A 20,279-nucleotide genomic window follows, 5' to 3' on the forward strand; every position below is an offset into this window, starting at 1 on the left:
AGTAGCTGCGCAGACGCTATGATCGCGTTAGAGGTATCTCAAGTCAGAAGCGGGGCCGTCGGCGCAAAGCCGCCCGCGTGATGTATAACATCCACACGCGCGGCTTTGGGTGCATCGCGCAACTTTCAGTTTGCGACACGTCAGGCTCAGGCCAGAAGCGCGTCGACCTGTGCGCTGCTGGGGATCCCCATGGCGATCAAGGTCGGCTCATTGAGGCGCGCAGGGTTCACGCCGGTGAGCGTGATGCCTTCTCCACCAGGGAAAATCAGCACCGCATTGCCGTAACGGTCTGCCCGCACGGCCACATCCCGAACGCTGACCGGCTTGCCGCGGGCATCGGTCAGCAAAGAGACATCCAGCTGGTCGCGATCAGCCCCTTCGATGCGGAAATCCGGCACCACGTCAAAGTCATACTCTCCGGCAAAGGCGAAGGTTTCGGAATCACACATCCATTGCACCAGCGTTTCGGTCAGCTCGGCCTGCGGCGGGTGAAGATGGCCAGCGGCGGCCTCCTGCTCCCACGGTTCTTCAAAGCTGAGAACCCGGCCACGGGCCAAGGTCGGAAAGCCGGTGTGATCGTCGGGCACAAAATAGGTTGCGCCGTGATGTTCAAAAAACGCGCCGTTCACCACGCCCAGCGCCGAGCGGTATTCCACACTGCCCCGGCCAAGCGGCGGATTTTCCTCTGGAAAAATCTGCACTTCCAAAGCCGCGTTTGCAGGTTTGCCAGCTGTCATTGTGTCAAACAGCCAATAGCCTTTTACATATGCCATCGGTCTTCCCCAAAATAATCCCAGGGACCAGTACGACGCATCAAGGTTAAGAAAGGTTAAATCGAGACCTGATAAATCCTTAAATTTTTACAATCACTTGCGCAGATTTATCCGCAGATCACGGCTGATCTGCCTGCTGTGACCAGACCTGCGGACCAAGGCCGGATTGATACAAATGGGCCAACTGCGTGAGCGCTTCAGTGGTAATATCCGCAGTTTGCCAGGCCTTGGCGCTGACGCCGAGCATGCGCGGCATCAGCATCGGCCAGATTTGCGCGTCTTCGGTGGTGAACTCTGACCAGAAGGTGCCCTGCACCCCTTTGATACGCTCCGCAAGTTCAGACTCCGGCACAGGCTCCCAGGCGATGGTGTCCGCGAGAGAAACATAGGCGGCCCAGTTGGCGCCCCAGTCGTCCGGATCATCGGTGTGCGCCATATCAAGATAAACATGCTGTGCCGGGCTCATCACCACGTCATAGCCTGCCCGGGCCGCAGCGAGGCCGGGCCCCTGCCCTGTCCAGCTGAACAGAAGCGCGCCGTTGCCGATGCCGCCATTGTTGCCCTTTGCAGCCTCCTCCCACGCGCAGGGGCGGAATCCGTGCGCGGTGGTTTTGGCGGCGAGCCGCGCGATGGTCCAACCTAGCAGATCATCGGCGGTCTCCAACCCTTCACGCGCCATCAAATCTCGGGCCAGCGGGCTGCCCATCCAAGTGCCATCCGGCAGTTCGTCACAGCCAAGATGCACATGACCAAAGGGGAAAAGTGCGCCCACTTCGGCCATGATCGTCTCCAGCACCTCCCATGTGCGCTCAAGCGCCGGGTTCACCACATTGCCTCTATAGCCCTGCACACTGGTCTCCGTGCCGGTGTCATCTGGATCGCGCAAATCTGGGAACACATGGGTAAGCGCGATGGCGTGGGCAGGCACCTCGATTTCCGGCATCACCTCTATATTGAGCGCCTTCGCATGGGCAATGATGGCTCGGGCGGTGTCCTTGGAGTAGCTGCCGCCGGATGTCAGCGCGCCGGAAAACAGCCCGGGCAGCAGATGGCCTTCACCACAAAAGGCGGTCTTCTGCCAGAGCTCGGGGAGGCTGTCGATTTCCAGACGGAAAGCCTCATCATCAGCAAAATGCCAGTGAAAGCGGTTCATCTTGAGCAAAGCCATCAGATCGAGCAGCTCAAAGATGGTTTCCGGCGCATAGTAATGCCGCGCCGTGTCCAGATGTTGCCCGCGCCAGCCAAAACGCGGGGCGTCCTTGAGGGTGCCACAGGGCAGCGGCCCTTGCTGCAGGAGCGTCAGAAGCGTGATGCCCGCATAAAACACCCCGCCGTAATCGCCGGCCCGGATGGTGATGCCCCGCTGTGTGATCTCGATTTCATAGGCATCTTCAGCAAAATCTGCGAGCGCAAGATCAGTCTCTATATCACCTTGAAAGCGCCAGTTTTTGCGCTTTGCCAGCGCGGCAACCGCCTCCAGCGCGGGATGGGTGCATTGGATGCCGTCCAGTGACAGCGTGCCGCCGGACGGCACCCAGCTTTGCGGCTGCGGCACCAGCGGCAGGCCGGGAAACGGGCCGAGATCCGGAAGAGGTTGCGGGCGGCACCCCGAAGGCGGTTTGGGCAGAGGGATCGCCTCGCCAGCCACCCGCAGAAAGGGGCCCAAAGGCAGCCAAGCACGGTTGGCGGGGTGAAAACCTTTGGCGTAGCGGATGGTCAGCTCGTAAGGCGCATTGGCCGCCAGATCGGGCAGCTGGATTTCCGTATAGCTGCCAAGCTCTTTGATCACTGTGCCACCGGACACCACCTCAAACGGGGCCATGCCTGAAAAACAAAACACCGGAGCACCCAAGGCGCGATCCGGTGTGAAGGTGCAGAGGATTTCCTTGCCAATGAGGCGGCTTTCGTACTGCATATCAATCCAATCTGAGCTCTGAAACGAAGTCATAAATGTCTGAACGGTACAGTCCGCGCGTCAGCTCGATGGGGCGGCCTGAGGCGAGGTAGCCGGTGCGCACGATCTGCAAGACCGCGCAGCCCTCAGGCAGCTTCATCAGATCCGCATCAGACGGCGACAGATTGAGCGCCGTCACCCGCTGAATGGCGCGGGTTGGGGCGCTGCCGTCCTTGCGCAGGAGCGTATACAGAGAGGTGTCGATCTGCTCGGGGTCGCGCAGAATGTCACGCGGCAGAGAGGAATATTCGAGCGCGATGGGCGTGCCGCCAGCACTGCGCAAACGGTTGATGCGCGCGACCTTTTCATGCGCCGCCAGCCCCAGCGTGACCATTTCATCGGGGTTGGGCGAAAACAGCCCGCGCGAGAGCACTTCGCTTGTGGCCTGCATCCCGCGGGCACGCATGGTTTCGGTGAAAGACACCAGTGAGGACAGGGACTGCTCCAGACGGGGCGACGGGATCGCCACAAAGGAGCCTGCGCCGCGCCGCTGTTCAATCAGCCCCTCTTCAACCAGCAATGACACCGCCTTGCGCACGGTCACGCGGCTGATGTCTGCGGTGTCCGCCAGATCGCGCTCCGGCGGGAGCTGATCACCGGGTTGCAGGCCACCACTGCGGATCTCTGCGGCGATGTGACGATAGAGCTGCTGATACCGTGGCCCACGTCCGGCGCGGTGCCAGACACTGGGATCATAAAGAGATGTCTCGGTTTCCATCACGGGCCCTCATGTGGTTTCAAAAACAATACCAATTTGCAAAATATACGCAATGAGGCAGGCTGAACTCCTTACGAAATGACTGTTTTTCATACGTTATTCAAGGTAATTCTTTTTTGGTATTGTATTGGTAGCATTTTGGTTTGATTGGGTTAACATATTTGTCATGAATTGATTCGACTCCACTAAGAGCCGATGAAAACCATGGGGGATATGGATGGCCGAACTCTCCGCTCAGGCGCCACAAGACAGCGCCAGCCTGCGCAGCCGCACTTTGCCAGAGGGGCTCTTTGGCTGGCTGCTGGTTGGGCCCGCGATGCTTTTCATCGCCGTGATCGTGGCCTGGCCTTTGGCGGAAACCATCCGTCTTTCTTTCATGGAGGCCGGACTTGGCGGCGAAAGCTATGTCGGCCTTGAGAACTATCAGGATCTCGCCGACAGCCGCCGCTTTCACCAAACGATTGTGCGGACGTTCTACTGGATGTTCCTGAGTGTCGGGCTGAAGCTGGTGTTGGGCTTGATCGGGGCGGTGCTGCTCAATGCGGCCATTCCGGGCCGTGCGCTCTTCCGGGTGCTGGTGATGCCGCCCTGGGTGATCCCGATCGCGATTGGCTGTATCGGCTGGATGTGGCTCTATAACGGCTATTTCGGCGTATTGTCGGGCACTTTGATGAAGCTCGGCATCACCGATGGGCCGTTTGAATTCCTCGCCTATAAAACCTCCGCTTTCTACTCGGCCATTGTGACCGACGTCTGGGTGGGCACGCCGATGGTGACGCTGTTCTTCCTTGCTGCAATGCAGGGCGTGAGCCGCGATCTTTATGAGGCCGCCTGGGTGGATGGCGCCGGGCGCTGGTACCGCTTCCGCCGCATCACCATCCCGCAAATCCTGCCGGTGATTGTCTCCATGGCGCTGCTGTCCGCGATTTTCACCTTCAACAGCTTTGAGATCATCTGGATTTTGACCGAAGGCGGCCCACGCGGCGCAACCACCACGATGATCGTGGACACCTACAAGGTGGCGATTGGCAACTACAAGTTTGGCGAAGGCGCAGCGCGTGCTGTCATCATCGTCCTCCTGCTCGGTATTTTCTCTCTCATCTACTTGTTCTTCCTGAACAAAGTGAACAAACGCTACGGGGTGAAGTGACATGATGGATCGCTACACAAAGCTGCAACTGGTCGGGATCTACGCCGCGCTTGCTGTCTTCCTCACCTTTATGCTGCTGCCGTTTTTTGAGATGTTCATGGCCAGCCTGCGGCCGCTGGAGCACCTGTTCCGTAGCCCCTATCAGTTCTGGTCTGATGATTTCAGCCTGCAGGCCTATAGCGACATGTGGGTCACGGTGCCCCTGCTCGGCCGCTATATCTTCAACTCGATTTTCATCGCCAGCGCCGTGACGGCGATCACCATGGTCTTTGTGGTGCCTGCGGCCTATGCCTATGCGCGGCTGGAGTTTCCTTTCAAAAACATCAGCCTTGGCATCTTTCTCGGCGTGAACATGTTCACCGGGGCGGTGCTGCTCATTCCGCTTTACCGCGTGCTGCGCACCATGGGGCTGCTCAACACCTATTGGGCGATGATCATTCCCGGCGTCGCCTTCCTTATTCCGACCGGCATCTGGCTGCTGCGCTCCTATCTGGAGAAAATCCCGCGCGAGCTGGAGGAAGCCGCTTTTGTGGATGGTGCCAGCCGTCTTTACACCCTGCGCCGGGTGGTGCTGCCGCTGGCGGTGCCCGGGCTGATCGTGGTGGGCGTGGCCGTCTTTATCGGCGCTTACGCACAGCAATTTTTGTTCGCAATCACATTCAACCAGACCCGCGAGCTGCAGCCGCTGCCTGCCGGTCTTTATGAATTCATCGGATACCAAACGGTGACCTGGAATGAGATGATGGCCGCTGCCTTGGTGGGTGTTCTGCCTGTTATGGTCATCTTCCTGTTCCTGCAAAAGTATCTCGTCGCCGGCCTCACCGCTGGCGCCGTGAAAGAATAATCAAACAAGGGAGACTATTTATGAAAAGCGTAAAACTGACATTGGGCGCGGCCCTTTTGTCCGGCGTGGCAAGCACGGCCATGGCGGCGGACAAAGAAGTTCATTTCATCATGTGCGGCGGCGAAGTCCGGGCCGCAGACCAAGCGGTGGTCGATCAGTTTGAGGCCGACTACGAAGGCGTAAAGGTGAACCTGGAAGCGGTACCATGGGGCACATGCCAGGACAAATCCCTGACCCTCGCCGCAGCCGGTGATCCGCCCTCCATTGCTTATATGGGCAGCCGTACCCTGCGCCAGCTGGCCAAGAATGATCTGATCGTTCCGGCAGAAATCGACCCAAGCACACCTTATCAGCCCGGTGTTCTGAACACTGTGACCGTGGAAGGCACCGCCTGGGGTTACCCGCATGCCTTCTCCACCAAGGCGCTCTATCTGAACTGTGACATCATCGAAGCCTCCGGTCAGGCCTGTGAAGCGCCCGCCACCTGGGACGCGATGTATGATCTGGCCAAAGGCGTGGTGGACAACACCGATGCGGCGGGCGTAGGCCTTGCGGGCAAAGACTTTGACAACACCATGCACCAGTTCCTGAACTACCTTTATTCCAACGGTGGTGCGGTGATCGACAGCGCGTCGGGCAAAAACATGCTCGACAGCAAAGAGACCCGCGAGACGCTGGAATTCTACGGTAAGCTCGTGGATGTGGCGCAGGACGGCCCAACCGCATGGGAACGTGACCAGCTGCGTGACCTGTTCAACGACGGTCAGATCGCGATGTATGTCTCCGGCCCATGGGGTCACAACCAGCACAACGAAGACATCAACCAGAAGGTTGTGCCTGTGCCTGCTGGCCCTTCCGGCACCTCCGGTTCGATCCTGATCACCGACTCCATCGTGGTGTTCAAAGGTTCAGGTCACGAAGATCTGGCGCAGGAGCTGGCCAAGCGCATCACCTCCGGTGACAGCCAGTATGATCTGGACAGCAGCTGGGGTCTGACCCCGATCCTGGATTATTCCAAGCTCGGCAAAGAAGATCTCTACTACGCGGATGGCATCTGGCCGACCTTCACAGCCTCCATCGCGACCGGTGGTCCGGAGCCGCTTGTGGAAGATTTCAAATCGCTGCAGTCGGTGTTCACCAACATGGTGCAGGGCATCATCCTGAAGGATGACACCGTGGACAACCTTGTCACCATCGCCGCTGAAGAGCTCGACGACGCGCTCTAAGCGGTCTCCCTGCTCCGGGCGTGCCTTCTGCGGTGCGCCCGGGGTGAAATTCCTCCTCTCTATCAATCCCTTCTCAGACAGACGGACAGTGCCATGGCGACGCTCAACCTCAATGCAATCAACAAGTCTTTTGGCACCGCCAAAGTGTTGCATGACATCAGCCTCGCAATTGAGGACAAGGAGTTTGTGGTCTTTGTCGGCCCATCCGGCTGCGGCAAATCCACCTTGCTGCGCATCATTGCCGGGCTGGAAGAAGCCACGTCAGGCTCCATCGTGATTGGCGGCAACGACGTCAGCCACGCCGCACCAGTGGACCGCGGCATCTCGATGGTGTTTCAGTCCTACGCGCTTTATCCGCATCTGAGTGTTTATGAGAATATCGCCTTCCCGCTGCGTGTGCAGAAGATGGCGAAAGCTGAATTGGACGCACGTGTGCAGCGTGCCGCCAAAGTTTTGCAACTCACGGAAAAACTGCAGCTCAAGCCAGGACAGCTTTCGGGTGGTCAGCGCCAGCGCGTGGCCATTGGCCGCTCGATTGTGCGCGAACCCAAAGTGTTCCTGTTTGATGAGCCGCTCTCCAACCTTGACGCCGCACTTCGTGGGGATATGCGCGTCGAGCTGAGCCAGCTGCACCGCGAATTGGACGCCACCATGGTCTATGTGACCCATGATCAGGTCGAAGCGATGACCATGGCGGACCGGATCGTGGTGCTGAACGGCGGGCAGGTGGAGCAATTCGGCTCACCGATGGAACTCTATCACCACCCCGCCACAAAATTTGTGGCAAGCTTCATTGGCCAGCCAAACATGAACTTTGTACCGGCCAAGGTGCTCGACACCGCAGGCGCGCTGACTGTGGAGCTTGAAGGCGGCCACAAGATGTCGCTGCCGGTGGAGACCGAGGGCGTCAGCGTTGGTGACACCGTGGAGGTCGGCATTCGCCCCGAACATGTGGCTTTGGGCCAGAATGGTCTCGATATTACGGTGAATGTGCTGGAACGTCTGGGCGGTGTGGCGATCACTTATGGCACTATTGGCAATGGCACACGCTTCTGCGCCTCCCTGCCCGGAGACGCGCCGGTGCGTGAAGGTGAAATCCTGAACCTCACGGTCGCGCCGGAGGACTGCCATGTGTTCCAAAGCAACGGTCAGGTGCTGCGCCGCAAATCTGCGCCTGCGCTGGTGGCCTGAGGATAAGCCATGCGTGTTGTGACAGCAGGGATCGGGCTTCGGGCGGGGCATGTGCTCTCCATCCTGAAAGAAGCCATGCCCGAGGTCAAATTTGTCGGCTTTTATGATCCCCAGCCCACCCATCTGGAGATGATCGGCACCGATGTGCCGCGGTTTGACGACGTGGAGACCATGCTCACTGAGGCGTCGCCAGACCTCTTCTTTGTCGGCTCGCCCAACAGCTTCCATCTGGAGCATATCAAGGCGGGGCTGGCTGCCGGGGTGCGGATTTTCACCGAAAAGCCCGTGGTCACCACCAAAGAGGAGACCATGGAGCTGGCTGCGCTTTTGGCAGAACATGGCACAGACAGTGTGATGGTTGGGCTGGTGCTGCGCTATTCGCAACATATGGTGGATCTGCGCCGTGTGCTGGATCAGATCGGGCCAATCACCTCGATCGAAGCGAGCGAACATATCGCGCCGTATCACGGGGCGTTTTTCATGCGGGACTGGCGGCGGATGGTGCGCTGGTCTGGCGGCTTCATGCTGGAAAAATGCTGCCACGATCTGGACATTTACAACATGGTGACGGCCTCTCGCCCGAACCGGGTGGCGAGCTTCGGGGGCCGGCGCTCCTTTGTGCCGGATTTCGCCCCCACGTCTAACGCTGAAAACGAGATCATGCACCGCAAGAAAAGCGTGTGGCAAAGCGTGGAGGATCCGTTTCACAGCGATGGGGATATCATCGACCATCAGACCGCGATCCTGCACTACGAAAGCGGCGCGTCGATGAGTTTTCACACCAATATCAACGTGCCCGATGAGCACCGCCGCTTCTGTGTGATGGGCGCGCTTGGCATGATTGAGGGCGATTTTATGCGCGGCTTTGTCAGGGCCACGGCGCGGGATGGCACTGTGATTGCCGATCACGATTACACCCAGATGGAAGCCGCGCGCGCCTCTGCGCATTACGGTGCGGATCACATGATGGTGGATGACATCGTGGCCTTTTTGAAAGGCGAGAGCGACAGCTTGCCGGTGGGTGTGGTGGACGCGCTTGAGGCCGGGCTGGTGGCCATGGCGCTGGATGAGGCGCGCATCAACGGCAGCATGATTGATATGGCCCCGACCTGGGCCGAGTTTGACACATTTGGATTGCGGACATGACCATGAAAGCGGATGTTCCCGGCGCCTGGATGGCGCAGGAAAGCGCCCAAGCCCTCAGCGTATTTGCGCGCGCGGCCACCCAGGAGGTGACCCTGCCCGAAATGGGCGATGTGCGGGCGTTTTACACGATTGCGCGCGGCTCCTCGGATGCAGCGGCCAATATTCTCTCCTATGAGTTCATGCGGGTGCTGGGCGTGCCGGTGACCTCGCTGCCGCCCTCGGTCTTCTCGATTGGCGCGGGCGTACAGCTGGAGGACACCGCCGCATTGGTGGTGAGCCAATCCGGCGCGAGCGAAGACCTTGTGCGCAGCGCCAAAGGTGCGCGGGCGCGGGGGGCCAAGGTGCTGGCGCTGACCAATCAGCCTGACAGCCCGGTGGAGCAGGTTTCCGAGGTCACCGTGCCGATTGGTGCAGGTCCGGAAAACGCGGTACCGGCAACCAAAACCGTGGTGGGATCGATCGCCGCGGGGATGTCGCTTTTGGCTGGAATAGAACCTATATATGACGCATCAAGCGCCGCAACAGCGCTGAAAAATGCGCCCACGGCATTGCCAAACGCAAACAGCATCCGTGCGGCTTTTTTGCGCGCGCGCAACGTCTATGTGATTGGCCGCGACACCGGCTTTGGGGCTGCCCATGAGGTGGCGCTGAAGCTCAAGGAATGCTGCGCACTGCATGCTGAGGCCTATTCCGCCTCCGAGGTGCTGCATGGCCCGCTGCAACTGGCGACCAACCCGTTGATGGTACTGATCCTTGATACCGGACAGGCCGACATTCAGGACAGTCTGGATCAGGCAGAGGCGCGCTTTGGCGCGGTCGGCTGTGATGTGCATCGGCTGAGGGTTTCCGAGCTGATCGACGCGCCCCTGATACCTGCCGCCGCAGCCGCCTATCTGCTGGCGCTGATCTATCCCGTGATCCTTGAAACCGCGCTGGCTTTGGGGTTGAACCCCGATGCGCCGGAAACGCTTTCGAAAGTGACCCAAACCACATGACCGACTCTCTGAACACCTGGGCCACCTGGCGCGAAATTCACCAACAACCCGCCGTCTGGCGCGCCTGGGGGGCCGCGCTGGATGTCGCTGGTCTGCGCGCATGGATTGCGGAGCAGGCGGCGGAGGAAATCTGGTTCTGCGGCGCAGGCACCAGCGCCTATATCGGCGACATCATCGCCGCCGCCGTGCCGGGCACGCGCTCTGTGCCCTCCACCGATCTGGTGGCCAACCCGCGCGCCTTTCTGAATGGCAACCGCCCGCTGGTGGTGAGCTTTGGCCGCTCCGGCAATTCCACCGAAAGCCTCGGCACGCTGGATGCGCTCGATGCTTTGGCGCCGGATGCGCCGCGTTTACACATCACCTGCAACCCCGACGGCGCGCTGGCGACCCGCGCAGCGCCCGGACCATTGAAGGTGATCAACCTGCCCGAAGTGACCCATGACGCCGGCTTTGCCATGACCAGCAGCTTTTCCACCATGCTGCTGACCGCGCTTGCCCTGTTTGATGCGCCCTGTGATGTGCCTGCGCGCTTTGATGCGCTCGCGGATCAGCTCGACGCGCTGTTGCCAAAGTTTGGCACGCCGCGTCCCGAGCGCGCGGTTTATGTGGGCTCCGGCCCGCTGACCTATGCGGCACGTGAAGCGGCCCTCAAGGTAATGGAGCTGACCGCCGGGCAGACGCCCGCACTGTGGGACAGCAGCCTTGGCTTCCGCCACGGGCCAAAATCCTTTGTGCGCGGGGAGACCGCGATCACCGTCTTTTCCAGCCCGCAATCACCAACCCGCGCCTATGATACCGATCTTGTGGCCGAGCTGCGCGCGCAGTTCCCTGACGCACGGGTGACAGAGATTGGGCCGGGGGGCGATATCGACATCCCCATGCCCTTTGGCACCGCCTGGGCCGCACCGCTGTGCATCGCCGCCTCCCAGATTGACGGGGTCAAATGGGCGGCAGACCTGAGCCTCAATGTGGATGATCCCTTCACAGGCCAAGGCACGCTCAGCCGCGTGGTGGCCGGGGTGACCCTGCACGGGGTTGGCGAGGGAGCAGACGCATGACCGTCGCCGGCATCGATCTGGGCGGCACCAAATGTGAGGTGCGCCTGTTTGATGAAGACTGGAGCGAGGTCGCGCGCCATCGTGCCCCCACGCCCAAGTCTTACAAAGATCTGGTGGCCACCGTGGTGGATCAGGCCCGCTGGGCCGAAGCTGAGGCAGGCATGGCCGTGCCTGTCGGCGTTGGCGCGGCGGGGTTGATCAACCCCAAGACCGGCCTGGCGCTGACCGCCAATCTGCCCGCCACGGACCATCCGTTTCCCACCCATCTGAACACCGCGCTGGGACGTCCGATCACCTATGTGAATGACTGCCGTGCGCTAGGGCTTTCCGAAGCAATTTTTGGCGCGGGTCGGGGCCATGACACGGTGATGTCGCTGATCATCGGCACAGGCATTGGCGGCGGAATTGTGGTGAAACAGTCACTACTACAGGGGCCAACCCTCACCGGGGGTGAGTTTGGCCACATCGCCGCGCCCGCACATATCGTGAGCCGTTACCGGCTGCCGATCCACCGCTGTGGCTGCGGCCGTCAGGGCTGTATTGAAACCTATGTTGCGGGCCCCGGCCTGAGCCTGCTGGCGGAGCATCTGACCGGACAGAACCTCTCCCCACCCGAGATCGCTGCGCGGCGCATGGGCGATATGGCGCGGGTCTGGAAAGTCTGGACCAGCCTTGCGGCCGAGATGATCCACGGGCTGACCCTGACGGTGGACCCTAACGTGATTGTGCTGGGCGGCGGCTTGAGCCGGATCGACGGCGTGATCGAAGACATCACAGCCGCCGCGCAGGATGCGCAGATCGGCGATTTTCTCGCCGCAAAACTGGTACTGGCGCAGGGCGGAGACGCCAGCGGCGCGCGCGGCGCAGCCTATGCCGCCTGGCAGGAGACACAAAATGACTGATGTGCTGCGCAAAATCATCGCCCAAAACCGCGGCGGCGCGCCGGTGGCCATCCCCTCGGTGTGCTCTGCCCATCCGGATGTGTTGCGCGCCTCACTCGCGCTGGCGGAGCGCAAGGATCAGCAAGTGGTGATTGAAGCCACCTCCAATCAGGTCAATCAGGATGGCGGCTATACCGGAATCACGCCGGAAGGCTTCATCCGCTATGTGCACGACATTGCTGACGGCGCGGGTGTAGACCGCGGGCGCATCATCTTTGGCGGCGACCACCTAGGCCCGCAGGCCTGGCGCGCCATGCCCGCTGAGGCGGCCATGGAAAAGGCGCGCGTCTTGGTGCGCGACTATGTGAAAGCCGGATTTGGCAAGATCCATCTGGATTGCTCTGAAGGCTGCGCAGGCGAAGCGGCACAGCTTAATGACGATCAAACCGCCAGCCGCTCTGCGGATCTGGCGCGGGTCTGCGCAGAGGCGGGTGACGATCTGCTCTTTGTGGTTGGAACCGAAGTGCCCCCGCCGGGCGGCGCGCGCATGGATGAGGACGGAGACATTCCACCCACCAATGCCGCAGACGCCGCAAAGACGCTGGCGATGCATATCGAGACCTTCGGCGATCTGGCCCCTGCGATTGGCGGATTGGTGGTGCAGCCTGGTGTCGAATTCAGCCCGACCGAGGTGCATCACATGCCACTGACGCGCGATCCGGGCTTTGTCGCCGCACTCGCAGACGCGCCAAATGTCTGCGTTGAGGCGCATTCCACGGATTATCAGCATCCGGAGGTGTTTCACCGGCTTGCAGAGCTGGGCTTTGCGTTCCAAAAGGTCGGCCCGGCGCTGACCTTCGCATACCGCGAAGCGCTTTACGCGCTGGACAGTCTGCGCGGCACCAAAGGCGCGCTGCAGGCGGCAATGGAAGACGTGATGTTGGCAACGCCAAAACACTGGCAGGGGCACTATCATGGGGCCGAGGAGGCGCTTTATCAGCAGCGCCATTTCGGGCTGGCAGATCGTATCCGTTATTACTGGCCCCAGCCCAAAGCGGTGGCCGCTGTGACCGCGTTGTTTGACGATCTCCCCGCCGCATTGCCGGACGCCACGCTGCGTGCGGCCTTTGACGAGACCACGCTGGCCCGCGCCGAGATGCTCAGCGGCTCGCAGGCGCAGCGGTTGGTGGATGCACAGATCGAGCTGGCGCTGGATCCCTATTTTCTTGAGGTGACATCATGAGCACGCAATGGCTGGCCTCCGATCACCTGTTTGACGGCAAAGACCTGCGCACAGGCATGGCCCTGCGTGTGGAAAACGGCGTTGTGACAGAGATCGCCAAGGCGCCAGCGGGGGCCACGCCGCTGTGCGGCACGCTGACACCGGGCTATGTGGATTTGCAGGTCAACGGCGGCGGCGGCGTGTTGTTAAACGCCACGCCCACGCGCGAGGCCATTGCCACCATCGCCGCCGCGCACCGGCGGTTCGGCACGGTTGCGATCCTGCCCACGGTGATCACCGACCGCCCCGAAGTGCTTGAAAATGCTGCCAATGCCATTGTCGCGGCCAAAGATCTGCCGGGCGTTGCGGGGCTGCACATCGAAGGGCCGCATATTGCCGAGCCGCGCAAAGGCACCCATGAGGGCAGCTTTATCCGCCCGCTTGATACGCGCACGATGAATGTGGTGCGCCATCTGCGCGAGATCGGCATTCCGGTGATGATGACGCTGGCGCCAGAGGCCGCGACGCTTGAGCAGATTTCCGAGCTGGCGGGGATCGGCGTTGTTGTGTCGCTGGGCCACACCGATGCCACGGCAGCACAGGTTGAGGCAGCGATTGCGGCGGGCGCAAGCTGCGCCACGCATCTCTATAACGCCATGTCCCCGATGACGAGCCGGGAACCCGGCGTGGTGGGCGCGGTGATCAACTCATCGCTGTATGCCGGGATCATTTGTGACGGCTTCCATGTGGCTGACAGCATGGTGGGGCTTGCCCTGCGCGCACGTCCGGTGCCGGACCGTATGATGCTGGTCTCAGATTCCATGGCCACGGTTGGCGGGCCGGACCGGTTTGATCTTTATGGCCATGAGGTTGTGCTGCGCGACGGGCGTCTGATCAACCGTCAGGGCGGCCTGGCCGGGGCGCATATCACTCAGGCCGAGGGTGTGCAGCGCCTGATTTCAAAGATCGGGCTGACACCGGAAGCGGCCCTGCGCATGGCGATCACCACCCCTGCGGCCTGCATGGGGCTGGAGGCGCTCGCAAGCCCGCTCAACCGCCCTGTCGAAGATCTGATCCTGCTGGATCAAGACCACGCTGTGACCGGCACGCTTGCCGCAGTTCTCACCGCGCCAAAAGCCCCAGATGCGGCGGAATAGGTTCACATTTGAGGTCTGTATCGACAGCCCTGCCGGGTTGGATGCCTGCGCCGGCTTGGTGGACCGGATCGAACTGTGCAGCGCGCTGGAACTGGGGGGCCTGACACCCGATCCCGGGCTGATAGCGCTGGCGGCGCAGAGCGACTTGCCAAGCCATGTGATGATCCGGCCCCGCGCCGGAGATTTCTGCTATGATGTGGCAGAAACACAGGCGATGTGCGCCAGTATTCATGCGATGAAAGAGGCAGGTCTTGCAGGGGTGGTTATCGGCGCACGCGAAGGGGACGTGCTTGATCTGAAAACGCTCAGCACCCTGATGCGCGCCGCCGACGGGTTGGAGGTCACATTGCATCGTGTAATCGACCTGCTGCCGGATCCCATCGCGGCCATGGAGCAGGCGATCTCCCTAGGCATAGACCGCATCCTGACCTCCGGCGGAGCGCCCAAGGCGATTGACGGGTTGGCGCAGCTCTCACAGCTGCAAAACGCGGCAAACGGGCGGATCGAGATCATGGCGGGCAGCGGCGTTTCAGTCTCTAACTTGGCTGAAATCGCAGCAACGACCGGCATCACATCCTTTCACAGCTCTTGCGCGAAAGACATGCCTGTGGCTGCAGATTTGCATCAATTTGGCTTTGCCAAGACGCAGCGCGTGACAGACCGCGCCACCGTTTCTGCCTTCCGGAAAGAGCTGGATCAGCTTGCGACGCGGAACTAGCTGCGCAGCGCCTGTGCCAAAGCGTGATAAGAGGCCTTGGGCGTGCGCGCAAAGCTGTCAAAATCCACATGGATCAGGCCGAAACGCTTCTCATAGCCCAGCGCCCATTCGTAATTGTCCATCAGCGACCAGATGTAGTAGCCCTTCAGCGGCACATCTGCGGCCAGCGCGTCCTGCACCGCGGAAAGATGGCTATTGAGGTAAGACATGCGGTGCGGATCCTCCACCACCCCGCGATCTGTGAGGTGATCCGGCGCAGACATGCCGTTTTCGGTCACATAGATCGGCAGATCGCCGGTGTATTCGCGCGCCATGCGGATCAGGAAATCACGCAGCCCGTCGGAATAGATCTCCCAGCCCATTGAGGTCAGCGGCAGATCGCCGGTGTGCTCGCTATAACGCGGCCACGGGCCATCCTGCGGCCCGATGAGCTTGCGGGTGTAGTAATTCAGCCCGCTCCAATCCACGGGCGTGGTGATCACCTCAAAATCATCCTGCCAGCCGTGCGGCAGATGCGGCTCCAAGCCCTCCAGCGCCAATGCGGGATATTCGCCTTTGAACAGCCCGCCGAGGAAGAACCGGTTGTAAATCGCATCATAGCGCGCGGCGGCGGCCGCGGCCTCTGCACTGTCATCCAGCGGCGTGGCCCATTCAAAATTGCACACCGCACCGAGGTTTTTCATGCCATGGCCGCGCATCACCTGAATGGCCGTGCCATGGGCCAGAAGCACATGATGCATGGCGCGTGCGGTGGCGCGGATGTCGCGCAGCCCCGGCGCATGTGCTCCCATGAAGTGGCTCAGCCAACCCACGCACCAGGGCTCGTTGATCGGCGCGACCGACCAAACGCGATCCCCGATCCGGCGCATGAGCGTGTCGGTATAGTCGCCAAACCAGCCCGCAATATCGCGATTGCGCCAGCCGCCCAGATCGGCCAGGGCGGAGGGCAGCTCCCAATGATAGAGTGTCAGCGCCGGATTGATGCCGCGCGCCAGAAGCCCGTCCACCAGTCGGTCATAAAAATCGAGCCCCTCCTGATTGGGTGTACCACGCCCATCGGGCAGCACCCGCGCCCAGCTGGTGGAAAAGCGATAGGTGTCCACCCCCAACCCGGCGATGAGATCGAGATCTTCTTCCAGACGGTTGTAGTGGTCACAGCCCAGCGCGCCATTTTCGGCCCGCACCACATTGCCGGGTGTGGCGGCAAAATCATCCCAATGCGTGCGCCCCGCGCCGCCAAAGCTGTGGCCCTCGATCTGATAGCTCGATGTGGCCACGCCAAATTGAAACCCTTCGGGAAAGTCGGAGCGCTTGTGGGTGATCATCTCAGTCCTCCTGTGCCAGAACCTGTCGCACCGCCGGGGCTGGCCCGGTGGATTGGCCCACGGTCAGGGTTGCTTCGAGCATCTCCTGACGCAGCTCGCTGCCGGGTTTGGAAATCATATCGATCAGCGTGCCAGCCACCTTGCGCCCGGCTTCGCGCACCGAAGAGCGCACAGCGGTGAAAGCAGGCACATCGCCTTCGTTGCCAAAGTAACTCAGCGCATCGTCATGGATCACCACGGAGACATCGCGGCCCATCTTCAGCCCGGCCTCGGAAAGCGCGCGGCGCAGGCCAATGGCCGGGATGATCGAGGACACCACAAAGGCGGTTGGCGGTTTCTCCATCGCCAGCGCTTTGCGGCAGGTTTCATAGCCGTAGTTCTCGGTCATTTCATCGTGAAAGATCAGCTCCTGGCGCACAGGCACCTCGCGCCCGTCCAGCGCCGCCACATAGCCCGCGCCGCGGCGGGTGGCAAAATCCATATCCGCCAATCCGTTCAGCAAGGCGATGCGACGGTGTCCCAGATCCAGCAGAAATTCGGTGGCCCGCTGAAAGGCCCGCTTGTTGTTCACATCCACCCAGCTGTAACGCTCTGCCACCTCGGTGGAGCGGCCATGCACCACAAACGGCACACCCAGTTCCTGCAACAGCGCGATGCGGCGGTCATTCACCTTGGGGCCATGTACGATGACCCCGTCCACTGCTCCACGTGAAACAAGTTTGCGGTAACTGGCTTCTTCGTCCTCGTCATTCACCACCGACAGCAACAGATCATAACCGTTGTCAGAATAGATCTCCCCCGCCCCGGCGATGAAATCCGCAAAGATCGGGTTCACCATCTCATGCTTCTTGGACACCGGCAGCACGTGACCGATGGTCATAGCCCGCCCGGTCGCCAGCGTTTTGGCACGGGTGTTGGGCGCATAGTTGTGGGCGCGCGCCGCCTCCAGCACCTTTTGCCGCGTTGATTCGCGCACTTCAGGATAGCCGTTTAACGCACGCGACACTGTGGTCTGCGACAGACCCAGTTTCTCTGAGAGCTCTTTCAGGTTCATGATTTTTGACGTTTATTCCTCAAAGCGCTTTGATAATGGATACTTTATCGGTGTTACCAACAGCATCAACATCAAAGAATTCCTCCTGAAAACAGTCATAAATCATATATTTCTTTGGCACAAGCGCCGCAACTTCAAGCGCATTGCAAAATTCAAAGCGCTTTGGTAATCTATCCACAGATTATGGAAACTGGGAGGAAATCCATGACACCGAAACTCTATGCGAGCGCCGCCGCGCTGGCGCTGATGGCGGGCACCGCAATGGCGGACGGCCACGGCCACATGAAGTTCAAGCCGGGTGAGGGAGCATTCAGCTGGGACAGCTACAACGCATGGGCCGAGAGCGCGCCGGATCTGAGCGGTCAGACCGTGACCGTGGCCGGTCCCTGGCTGCAGCCGGAGGACGACGTATTCCGCTCCGTGCTGGCCTATTTCACCGAAGCCACTGGCGCTGAGGCGATCTACACCGGTTCTGACAGCTTTGAGCAGCAGATCGTGATCGACGCCGAAGCGGGCTCCGCCCCCAACATCGCCGTGTTCCCACAGCCGGGTCTCGCAGCAGACATGGCCGCGCGTGGCCTGCTCTCTCCGCTGCCCGCCAGCATGGCCCCCTGGACCGTTGAGAACTACGGCGCAGGCCAGAGCTGGGTGGATCTTGGCACCTATGCGGACAAAGACGGCGCTGATCAGCACTATGGGTTCTTCTACAATGTGAACGTAAAATCGCTGGTCTGGTATGTGCCGGAAAACTTTGAGGACGCCGAGTATGAGGTGCCCGAAACCATGGAGGAGCTGCGCGCACTGACCGAGCAGATCGTGGCCGATGGCGAAACCCCTTGGTGCATCGGTCTGGGATCGGGCGCGGCAACCGGTTGGCCCGCCACCGACTGGGTGGAAGACATCATGCTGCGCACTCAGCCAGCCGATGTTTATGACGCCTGGACCACCAACGACATTCCGTTCAACGACGAACGCGTGGTGGCAGCCATTGAAGAGTTCGGCTGGTTTGTGGGCGATGACGCCAAGGTCTCCGGCGGCGCGGGTGCCGTGGCCACCACCGACTTCCGCGACAGCCCGAAAGGCATGTTTGCCGCCCCAGCAGAGTGCTACATGCACCGTCAGGCCTCCTTTGTGCCAGCCTTCTTCCCGGAAGGCATCGAGTTTGGCGAAGATGTCGATTTCTTCTACTTCCCATCTTATGAGGGCAAAGACCTCGGCAATCCGGTTCTGGGCGGCGGCACATTGATGGCGATCACCGATCCGTCTGATGCCACCACCGCGCTGATGGAATTCTTCCAACTGCCGCTGGCGCATGAAGTCTTTGGCGCGCAGTCGGGCTTCCTGACACCCCTGAAAAGCGTGAATCCGGAGACCTACCTGAACGACGCGCTGCGCGGCCAGGCAGATATTCTGGTGAATGCGACCACCTTCCGCTTTGACGGCTCTGACCTGATGCCAGGTGGCGTGGGCGCAGGCTCCTTCTGGACCGGCATGGTCGATTTCACCGGCGGCAAAGACGCAGCCACGGTGGCGACCGAAATTCAGGACAGCTGGGACGCGCTGAAATAAGCGCGCTCTGACGCCAAACCCGTGTCGCCCCACAGTCGGGGCGGCACAGTTCAAAAAAGGGGTGCGCCATGTCTCCGGCCCTGCTTGGTCTTGTGACCATTGCGATTGGTGTGAGTGGCTGTCTTGGCTATTTCTACCTGTCCAATCTCTTTCTGGATAAAGTCCTGTTTCCGCCGGTGGGCCCCAATGCGGGGCGCAATATCAACCGCGCAAACATGATCCGCCCATGGCTGTTTCTCGGCCCTGCGATCCTCGCGCTGGGGCTGTACCTCGGCTATCCGGTGATCGAGACGCTGCGGCTGTCTCTCACGGACCGCACGCAGGATGAGGCCTTTGTCGGCCTCGCCAATTACAGCCAGATGTTTGCCGAACCCAAATTCTGGGAGGCAATGCGCAACAACATGCTGTGGCTGATTGTGGTGCCTGCTGCCTCCACCGCCTTTGGCCTGTTGGCAGCGCAGCTGACCGACCGCATCAAATGGGGCAACATCGCCAAATCCCTGATCTTCATGCCGATGGCGATCTCCTTTGTTGGCGCGTCGGTGATCTTCAAACTGGTCTATGATGCGCGCCCCGCGGGCAATGAGCAGATTGGCATCTTAAATGCGGTCTGGCTGCAGTTTGAAGGTGGAATAGGCTCTTTTCTGATCCTGAAACTGATGCCTGCGGTGCTTCTGGTGAGCTTTGCCGCAATCGTGGCCTATGTCGCCTATCTGCTGCTGCGCCCCCTGTTTGAAAGCGCTGGCACCGTATTGATCAAAGCACTGCGTGTGTTTGGCGCGGCGCTTGGCCTGTGGTTTGCCTATACCGCGCTCAGCAATGCGGTGACGGTCTTTGTCACCGAACTTGAATATGGTGCACCGCAGACCTGGCTGACCCTGCCGTTTTACAACAACTTCTTCCTGATGGTGGTGCTGATCTGGATCCAGACCGGCTTTGCCATGGTGATCCTCTCCGCCGCGCTGCGCGGCATTCCCGAAGAAACCATCGAGGCCGCCATTCTGGATGGGGCCAACCCGTTTCAGATCTTCTTCAAGATCAAGGTCCCGCAGATCATGCCCACAATTGTCGTGGTCTGGACCACCATCACACTGGTCGTGCTCAAGGTCTTTGACATCGTGTTCGCCATGACCAACGGCCAGTGGGAAACGCAGGTCTTGGCCAACTACATGTATGACAAGCTGTTCCGCGCCAATGACTGGGGCGTGGGCTCTGCCAGCGCCATCATCATCATGCTGCTCGTCTCCCCGATCCTGATCTGGAACGTGGTGCAGGCCCGCAAAGAACTGCGCTGAGGA

18 protein-coding genes are annotated in these 20,279 nt (G+C 60.7%); 13 read left to right on the plus strand and 5 right to left on the minus strand.

The genetic code is table 11. The annotated features are described in order from the left end of the window. Positions 1-146 precede the first annotated feature (146 nt). From J7412_RS00945 to J7412_RS00955, 3 genes are all read right to left on the minus strand, one after another. Positions 147-773, minus strand: a complete 627-nt coding sequence (locus J7412_RS00945) for a hypothetical protein (protein WP_209076177.1) — start codon at positions 771-773, stop codon at positions 147-149. 118 nt (positions 774-891) lie between these two features. Continuing rightward, a complete protein-coding gene (locus J7412_RS00950; protein WP_247743714.1) occupies positions 892-2,721 on the minus strand; it encodes a beta-N-acetylhexosaminidase in 1,830 nt (609 codons plus the stop codon). Then, a complete protein-coding gene (locus J7412_RS00955) occupies positions 2,690-3,445 on the minus strand; it encodes a GntR family transcriptional regulator (RefSeq protein WP_209058040.1) in 756 nt (251 codons plus the stop codon). The genes J7412_RS00950 and J7412_RS00955 overlap by 32 nt, the downstream gene beginning before the upstream one ends. Before the next feature lie 217 nt (positions 3,446-3,662). Here J7412_RS00955 and J7412_RS00960 point away from each other — a divergent pair, with 217 nt between their 5' ends. From J7412_RS00960 to J7412_RS01010, 11 genes are all read left to right on the plus strand, one after another. Next, complete coding sequence (locus J7412_RS00960; protein WP_209058048.1) at positions 3,663-4,595, plus strand: sugar ABC transporter permease; 933 nt, start codon at positions 3,663-3,665, stop codon at positions 4,593-4,595. A 1-nt stretch (position 4,596) separates the two neighbouring features. Beyond that, the gene (locus J7412_RS00965; RefSeq protein ID WP_209076180.1) at positions 4,597-5,439 is read left to right on the plus strand and encodes a carbohydrate ABC transporter permease; all 843 of its coding nucleotides are present in this window, start codon (positions 4,597-4,599) and stop codon (positions 5,437-5,439) included. A 20-nt stretch (positions 5,440-5,459) separates the two neighbouring features. After that, complete coding sequence (locus tag J7412_RS00970) at positions 5,460-6,665, plus strand: sugar ABC transporter substrate-binding protein (RefSeq protein WP_209076182.1); 1,206 nt, start codon at positions 5,460-5,462, stop codon at positions 6,663-6,665. 93 nt (positions 6,666-6,758) lie between these two features. Then, positions 6,759-7,856: a sn-glycerol-3-phosphate ABC transporter ATP-binding protein UgpC gene (ugpC, locus tag J7412_RS00975; protein WP_209076185.1), complete on the plus strand. Its 1,098-nt coding sequence runs from the start codon at positions 6,759-6,761 to the stop codon at positions 7,854-7,856. 9 nt (positions 7,857-7,865) lie between these two features. After that, positions 7,866-9,002, plus strand: coding sequence for a Gfo/Idh/MocA family oxidoreductase (locus tag J7412_RS00980; RefSeq protein ID WP_209076187.1), 1,137 nt, complete (start codon positions 7,866-7,868; stop codon positions 9,000-9,002). Beyond that, positions 8,999-9,997, plus strand: a complete 999-nt coding sequence (locus J7412_RS00985) for an SIS domain-containing protein (RefSeq protein ID WP_247743715.1) — start codon at positions 8,999-9,001, stop codon at positions 9,995-9,997. Before J7412_RS00980 ends, J7412_RS00985 begins: the two co-directional genes overlap by 4 nt. After that, positions 9,994-11,055: an SIS domain-containing protein gene (locus tag J7412_RS00990; RefSeq protein ID WP_209076190.1), complete on the plus strand. Its 1,062-nt coding sequence runs from the start codon at positions 9,994-9,996 to the stop codon at positions 11,053-11,055. The genes J7412_RS00985 and J7412_RS00990 overlap by 4 nt, the downstream gene beginning before the upstream one ends. Next, complete coding sequence (locus tag J7412_RS00995) at positions 11,052-11,957, plus strand: ROK family protein (RefSeq protein WP_209076192.1); 906 nt, start codon at positions 11,052-11,054, stop codon at positions 11,955-11,957. Before J7412_RS00990 ends, J7412_RS00995 begins: the two co-directional genes overlap by 4 nt. Continuing rightward, positions 11,950-13,179 (plus strand): class II D-tagatose-bisphosphate aldolase, non-catalytic subunit, encoded by a 1,230-nt coding sequence (locus J7412_RS01000; protein ID WP_209076195.1) that lies wholly within the window; start codon positions 11,950-11,952, stop codon positions 13,177-13,179. The genes J7412_RS00995 and J7412_RS01000 overlap by 8 nt, the downstream gene beginning before the upstream one ends. Then, the gene (locus tag J7412_RS01005) at positions 13,176-14,315 is read left to right on the plus strand and encodes an N-acetylglucosamine-6-phosphate deacetylase (protein WP_209076197.1); all 1,140 of its coding nucleotides are present in this window, start codon (positions 13,176-13,178) and stop codon (positions 14,313-14,315) included. Before J7412_RS01000 ends, J7412_RS01005 begins: the two co-directional genes overlap by 4 nt. Further along, positions 14,302-15,033, plus strand: coding sequence for a copper homeostasis protein CutC (locus J7412_RS01010; protein WP_209076199.1), 732 nt, complete (start codon positions 14,302-14,304; stop codon positions 15,031-15,033). Before J7412_RS01005 ends, J7412_RS01010 begins: the two co-directional genes overlap by 14 nt. On the opposite strand, the gene J7412_RS01015 is transcribed toward J7412_RS01010, so the two are convergent. Beyond that, positions 15,030-16,358 (minus strand): GH1 family beta-glucosidase, encoded by a 1,329-nt coding sequence (locus tag J7412_RS01015; protein WP_209076201.1) that lies wholly within the window; start codon positions 16,356-16,358, stop codon positions 15,030-15,032. The genes J7412_RS01010 and J7412_RS01015 overlap by 4 nt on opposite strands. Before the next feature lies 1 nt (position 16,359). After that, positions 16,360-17,412: a substrate-binding domain-containing protein gene (locus J7412_RS01020; RefSeq protein WP_209076204.1), complete on the minus strand. Its 1,053-nt coding sequence runs from the start codon at positions 17,410-17,412 to the stop codon at positions 16,360-16,362. Positions 17,413-17,616: 204 nt separating this feature from the next. Between J7412_RS01020 and J7412_RS01025 the strand changes: the two genes are divergently transcribed. Both J7412_RS01025 and J7412_RS01030 read left to right on the plus strand, forming a co-directional pair. Further along, a complete protein-coding gene (locus tag J7412_RS01025) occupies positions 17,617-18,981 on the plus strand; it encodes an ABC transporter substrate-binding protein (RefSeq protein WP_209076206.1) in 1,365 nt (454 codons plus the stop codon). A gap of 68 nt (positions 18,982-19,049) precedes the next feature. Next, the gene (locus tag J7412_RS01030; RefSeq protein ID WP_209076208.1) at positions 19,050-20,276 is read left to right on the plus strand and encodes a sugar ABC transporter permease; all 1,227 of its coding nucleotides are present in this window, start codon (positions 19,050-19,052) and stop codon (positions 20,274-20,276) included. The last annotated feature ends 3 nt before the right edge of the window (positions 20,277-20,279 follow it).

Source organism: Shimia sp. R9_3 (assembly GCF_017743755.1).
Lineage (GTDB): Bacteria > Pseudomonadota > Alphaproteobacteria > Rhodobacterales > Rhodobacteraceae > Shimia.

Excerpts from the sequence above, each read along its gene's own strand:
- J7412_RS00945 (WP_209076177.1), bottom strand. The coding sequence starts at position 773 with ATGGCATATGTAAAAGGCTATTGGCTGTTTGACACAATGACAGCTGGC.
- J7412_RS00950 (WP_247743714.1), bottom strand. The coding sequence starts at position 2,721 with ATGACTTCGTTTCAGAGCTCAGATTGGATTGATATGCAGTACGAAAGC.
- J7412_RS00955 (WP_209058040.1), bottom strand. The coding sequence starts at position 3,445 with ATGGAAACCGAGACATCTCTTTATGATCCCAGTGTCTGGCACCGCGCC.
- J7412_RS00960 (WP_209058048.1), top strand. The coding sequence starts at position 3,663 with ATGGCCGAACTCTCCGCTCAGGCGCCACAAGACAGCGCCAGCCTGCGC.
- J7412_RS00965 (WP_209076180.1), top strand. The coding sequence starts at position 4,597 with ATGATGGATCGCTACACAAAGCTGCAACTGGTCGGGATCTACGCCGCG.
- J7412_RS00970 (WP_209076182.1), top strand. The coding sequence starts at position 5,460 with ATGAAAAGCGTAAAACTGACATTGGGCGCGGCCCTTTTGTCCGGCGTG.
- ugpC (WP_209076185.1), top strand. The coding sequence starts at position 6,759 with ATGGCGACGCTCAACCTCAATGCAATCAACAAGTCTTTTGGCACCGCC.
- J7412_RS00980 (WP_209076187.1), top strand. The coding sequence starts at position 7,866 with ATGCGTGTTGTGACAGCAGGGATCGGGCTTCGGGCGGGGCATGTGCTC.
- J7412_RS00985 (WP_247743715.1), top strand. The coding sequence starts at position 8,999 with ATGACCATGAAAGCGGATGTTCCCGGCGCCTGGATGGCGCAGGAAAGC.
- J7412_RS00990 (WP_209076190.1), top strand. The coding sequence starts at position 9,994 with ATGACCGACTCTCTGAACACCTGGGCCACCTGGCGCGAAATTCACCAA.
- J7412_RS00995 (WP_209076192.1), top strand. The coding sequence starts at position 11,052 with ATGACCGTCGCCGGCATCGATCTGGGCGGCACCAAATGTGAGGTGCGC.
- J7412_RS01000 (WP_209076195.1), top strand. The coding sequence starts at position 11,950 with ATGACTGATGTGCTGCGCAAAATCATCGCCCAAAACCGCGGCGGCGCG.
- J7412_RS01005 (WP_209076197.1), top strand. The coding sequence starts at position 13,176 with ATGAGCACGCAATGGCTGGCCTCCGATCACCTGTTTGACGGCAAAGAC.
- J7412_RS01010 (WP_209076199.1), top strand. The coding sequence starts at position 14,302 with ATGCGGCGGAATAGGTTCACATTTGAGGTCTGTATCGACAGCCCTGCC.
- J7412_RS01015 (WP_209076201.1), bottom strand. The coding sequence starts at position 16,358 with ATGATCACCCACAAGCGCTCCGACTTTCCCGAAGGGTTTCAATTTGGC.
- J7412_RS01020 (WP_209076204.1), bottom strand. The coding sequence starts at position 17,412 with ATGAACCTGAAAGAGCTCTCAGAGAAACTGGGTCTGTCGCAGACCACA.
- J7412_RS01025 (WP_209076206.1), top strand. The coding sequence starts at position 17,617 with ATGACACCGAAACTCTATGCGAGCGCCGCCGCGCTGGCGCTGATGGCG.
- J7412_RS01030 (WP_209076208.1), top strand. The coding sequence starts at position 19,050 with ATGTCTCCGGCCCTGCTTGGTCTTGTGACCATTGCGATTGGTGTGAGT.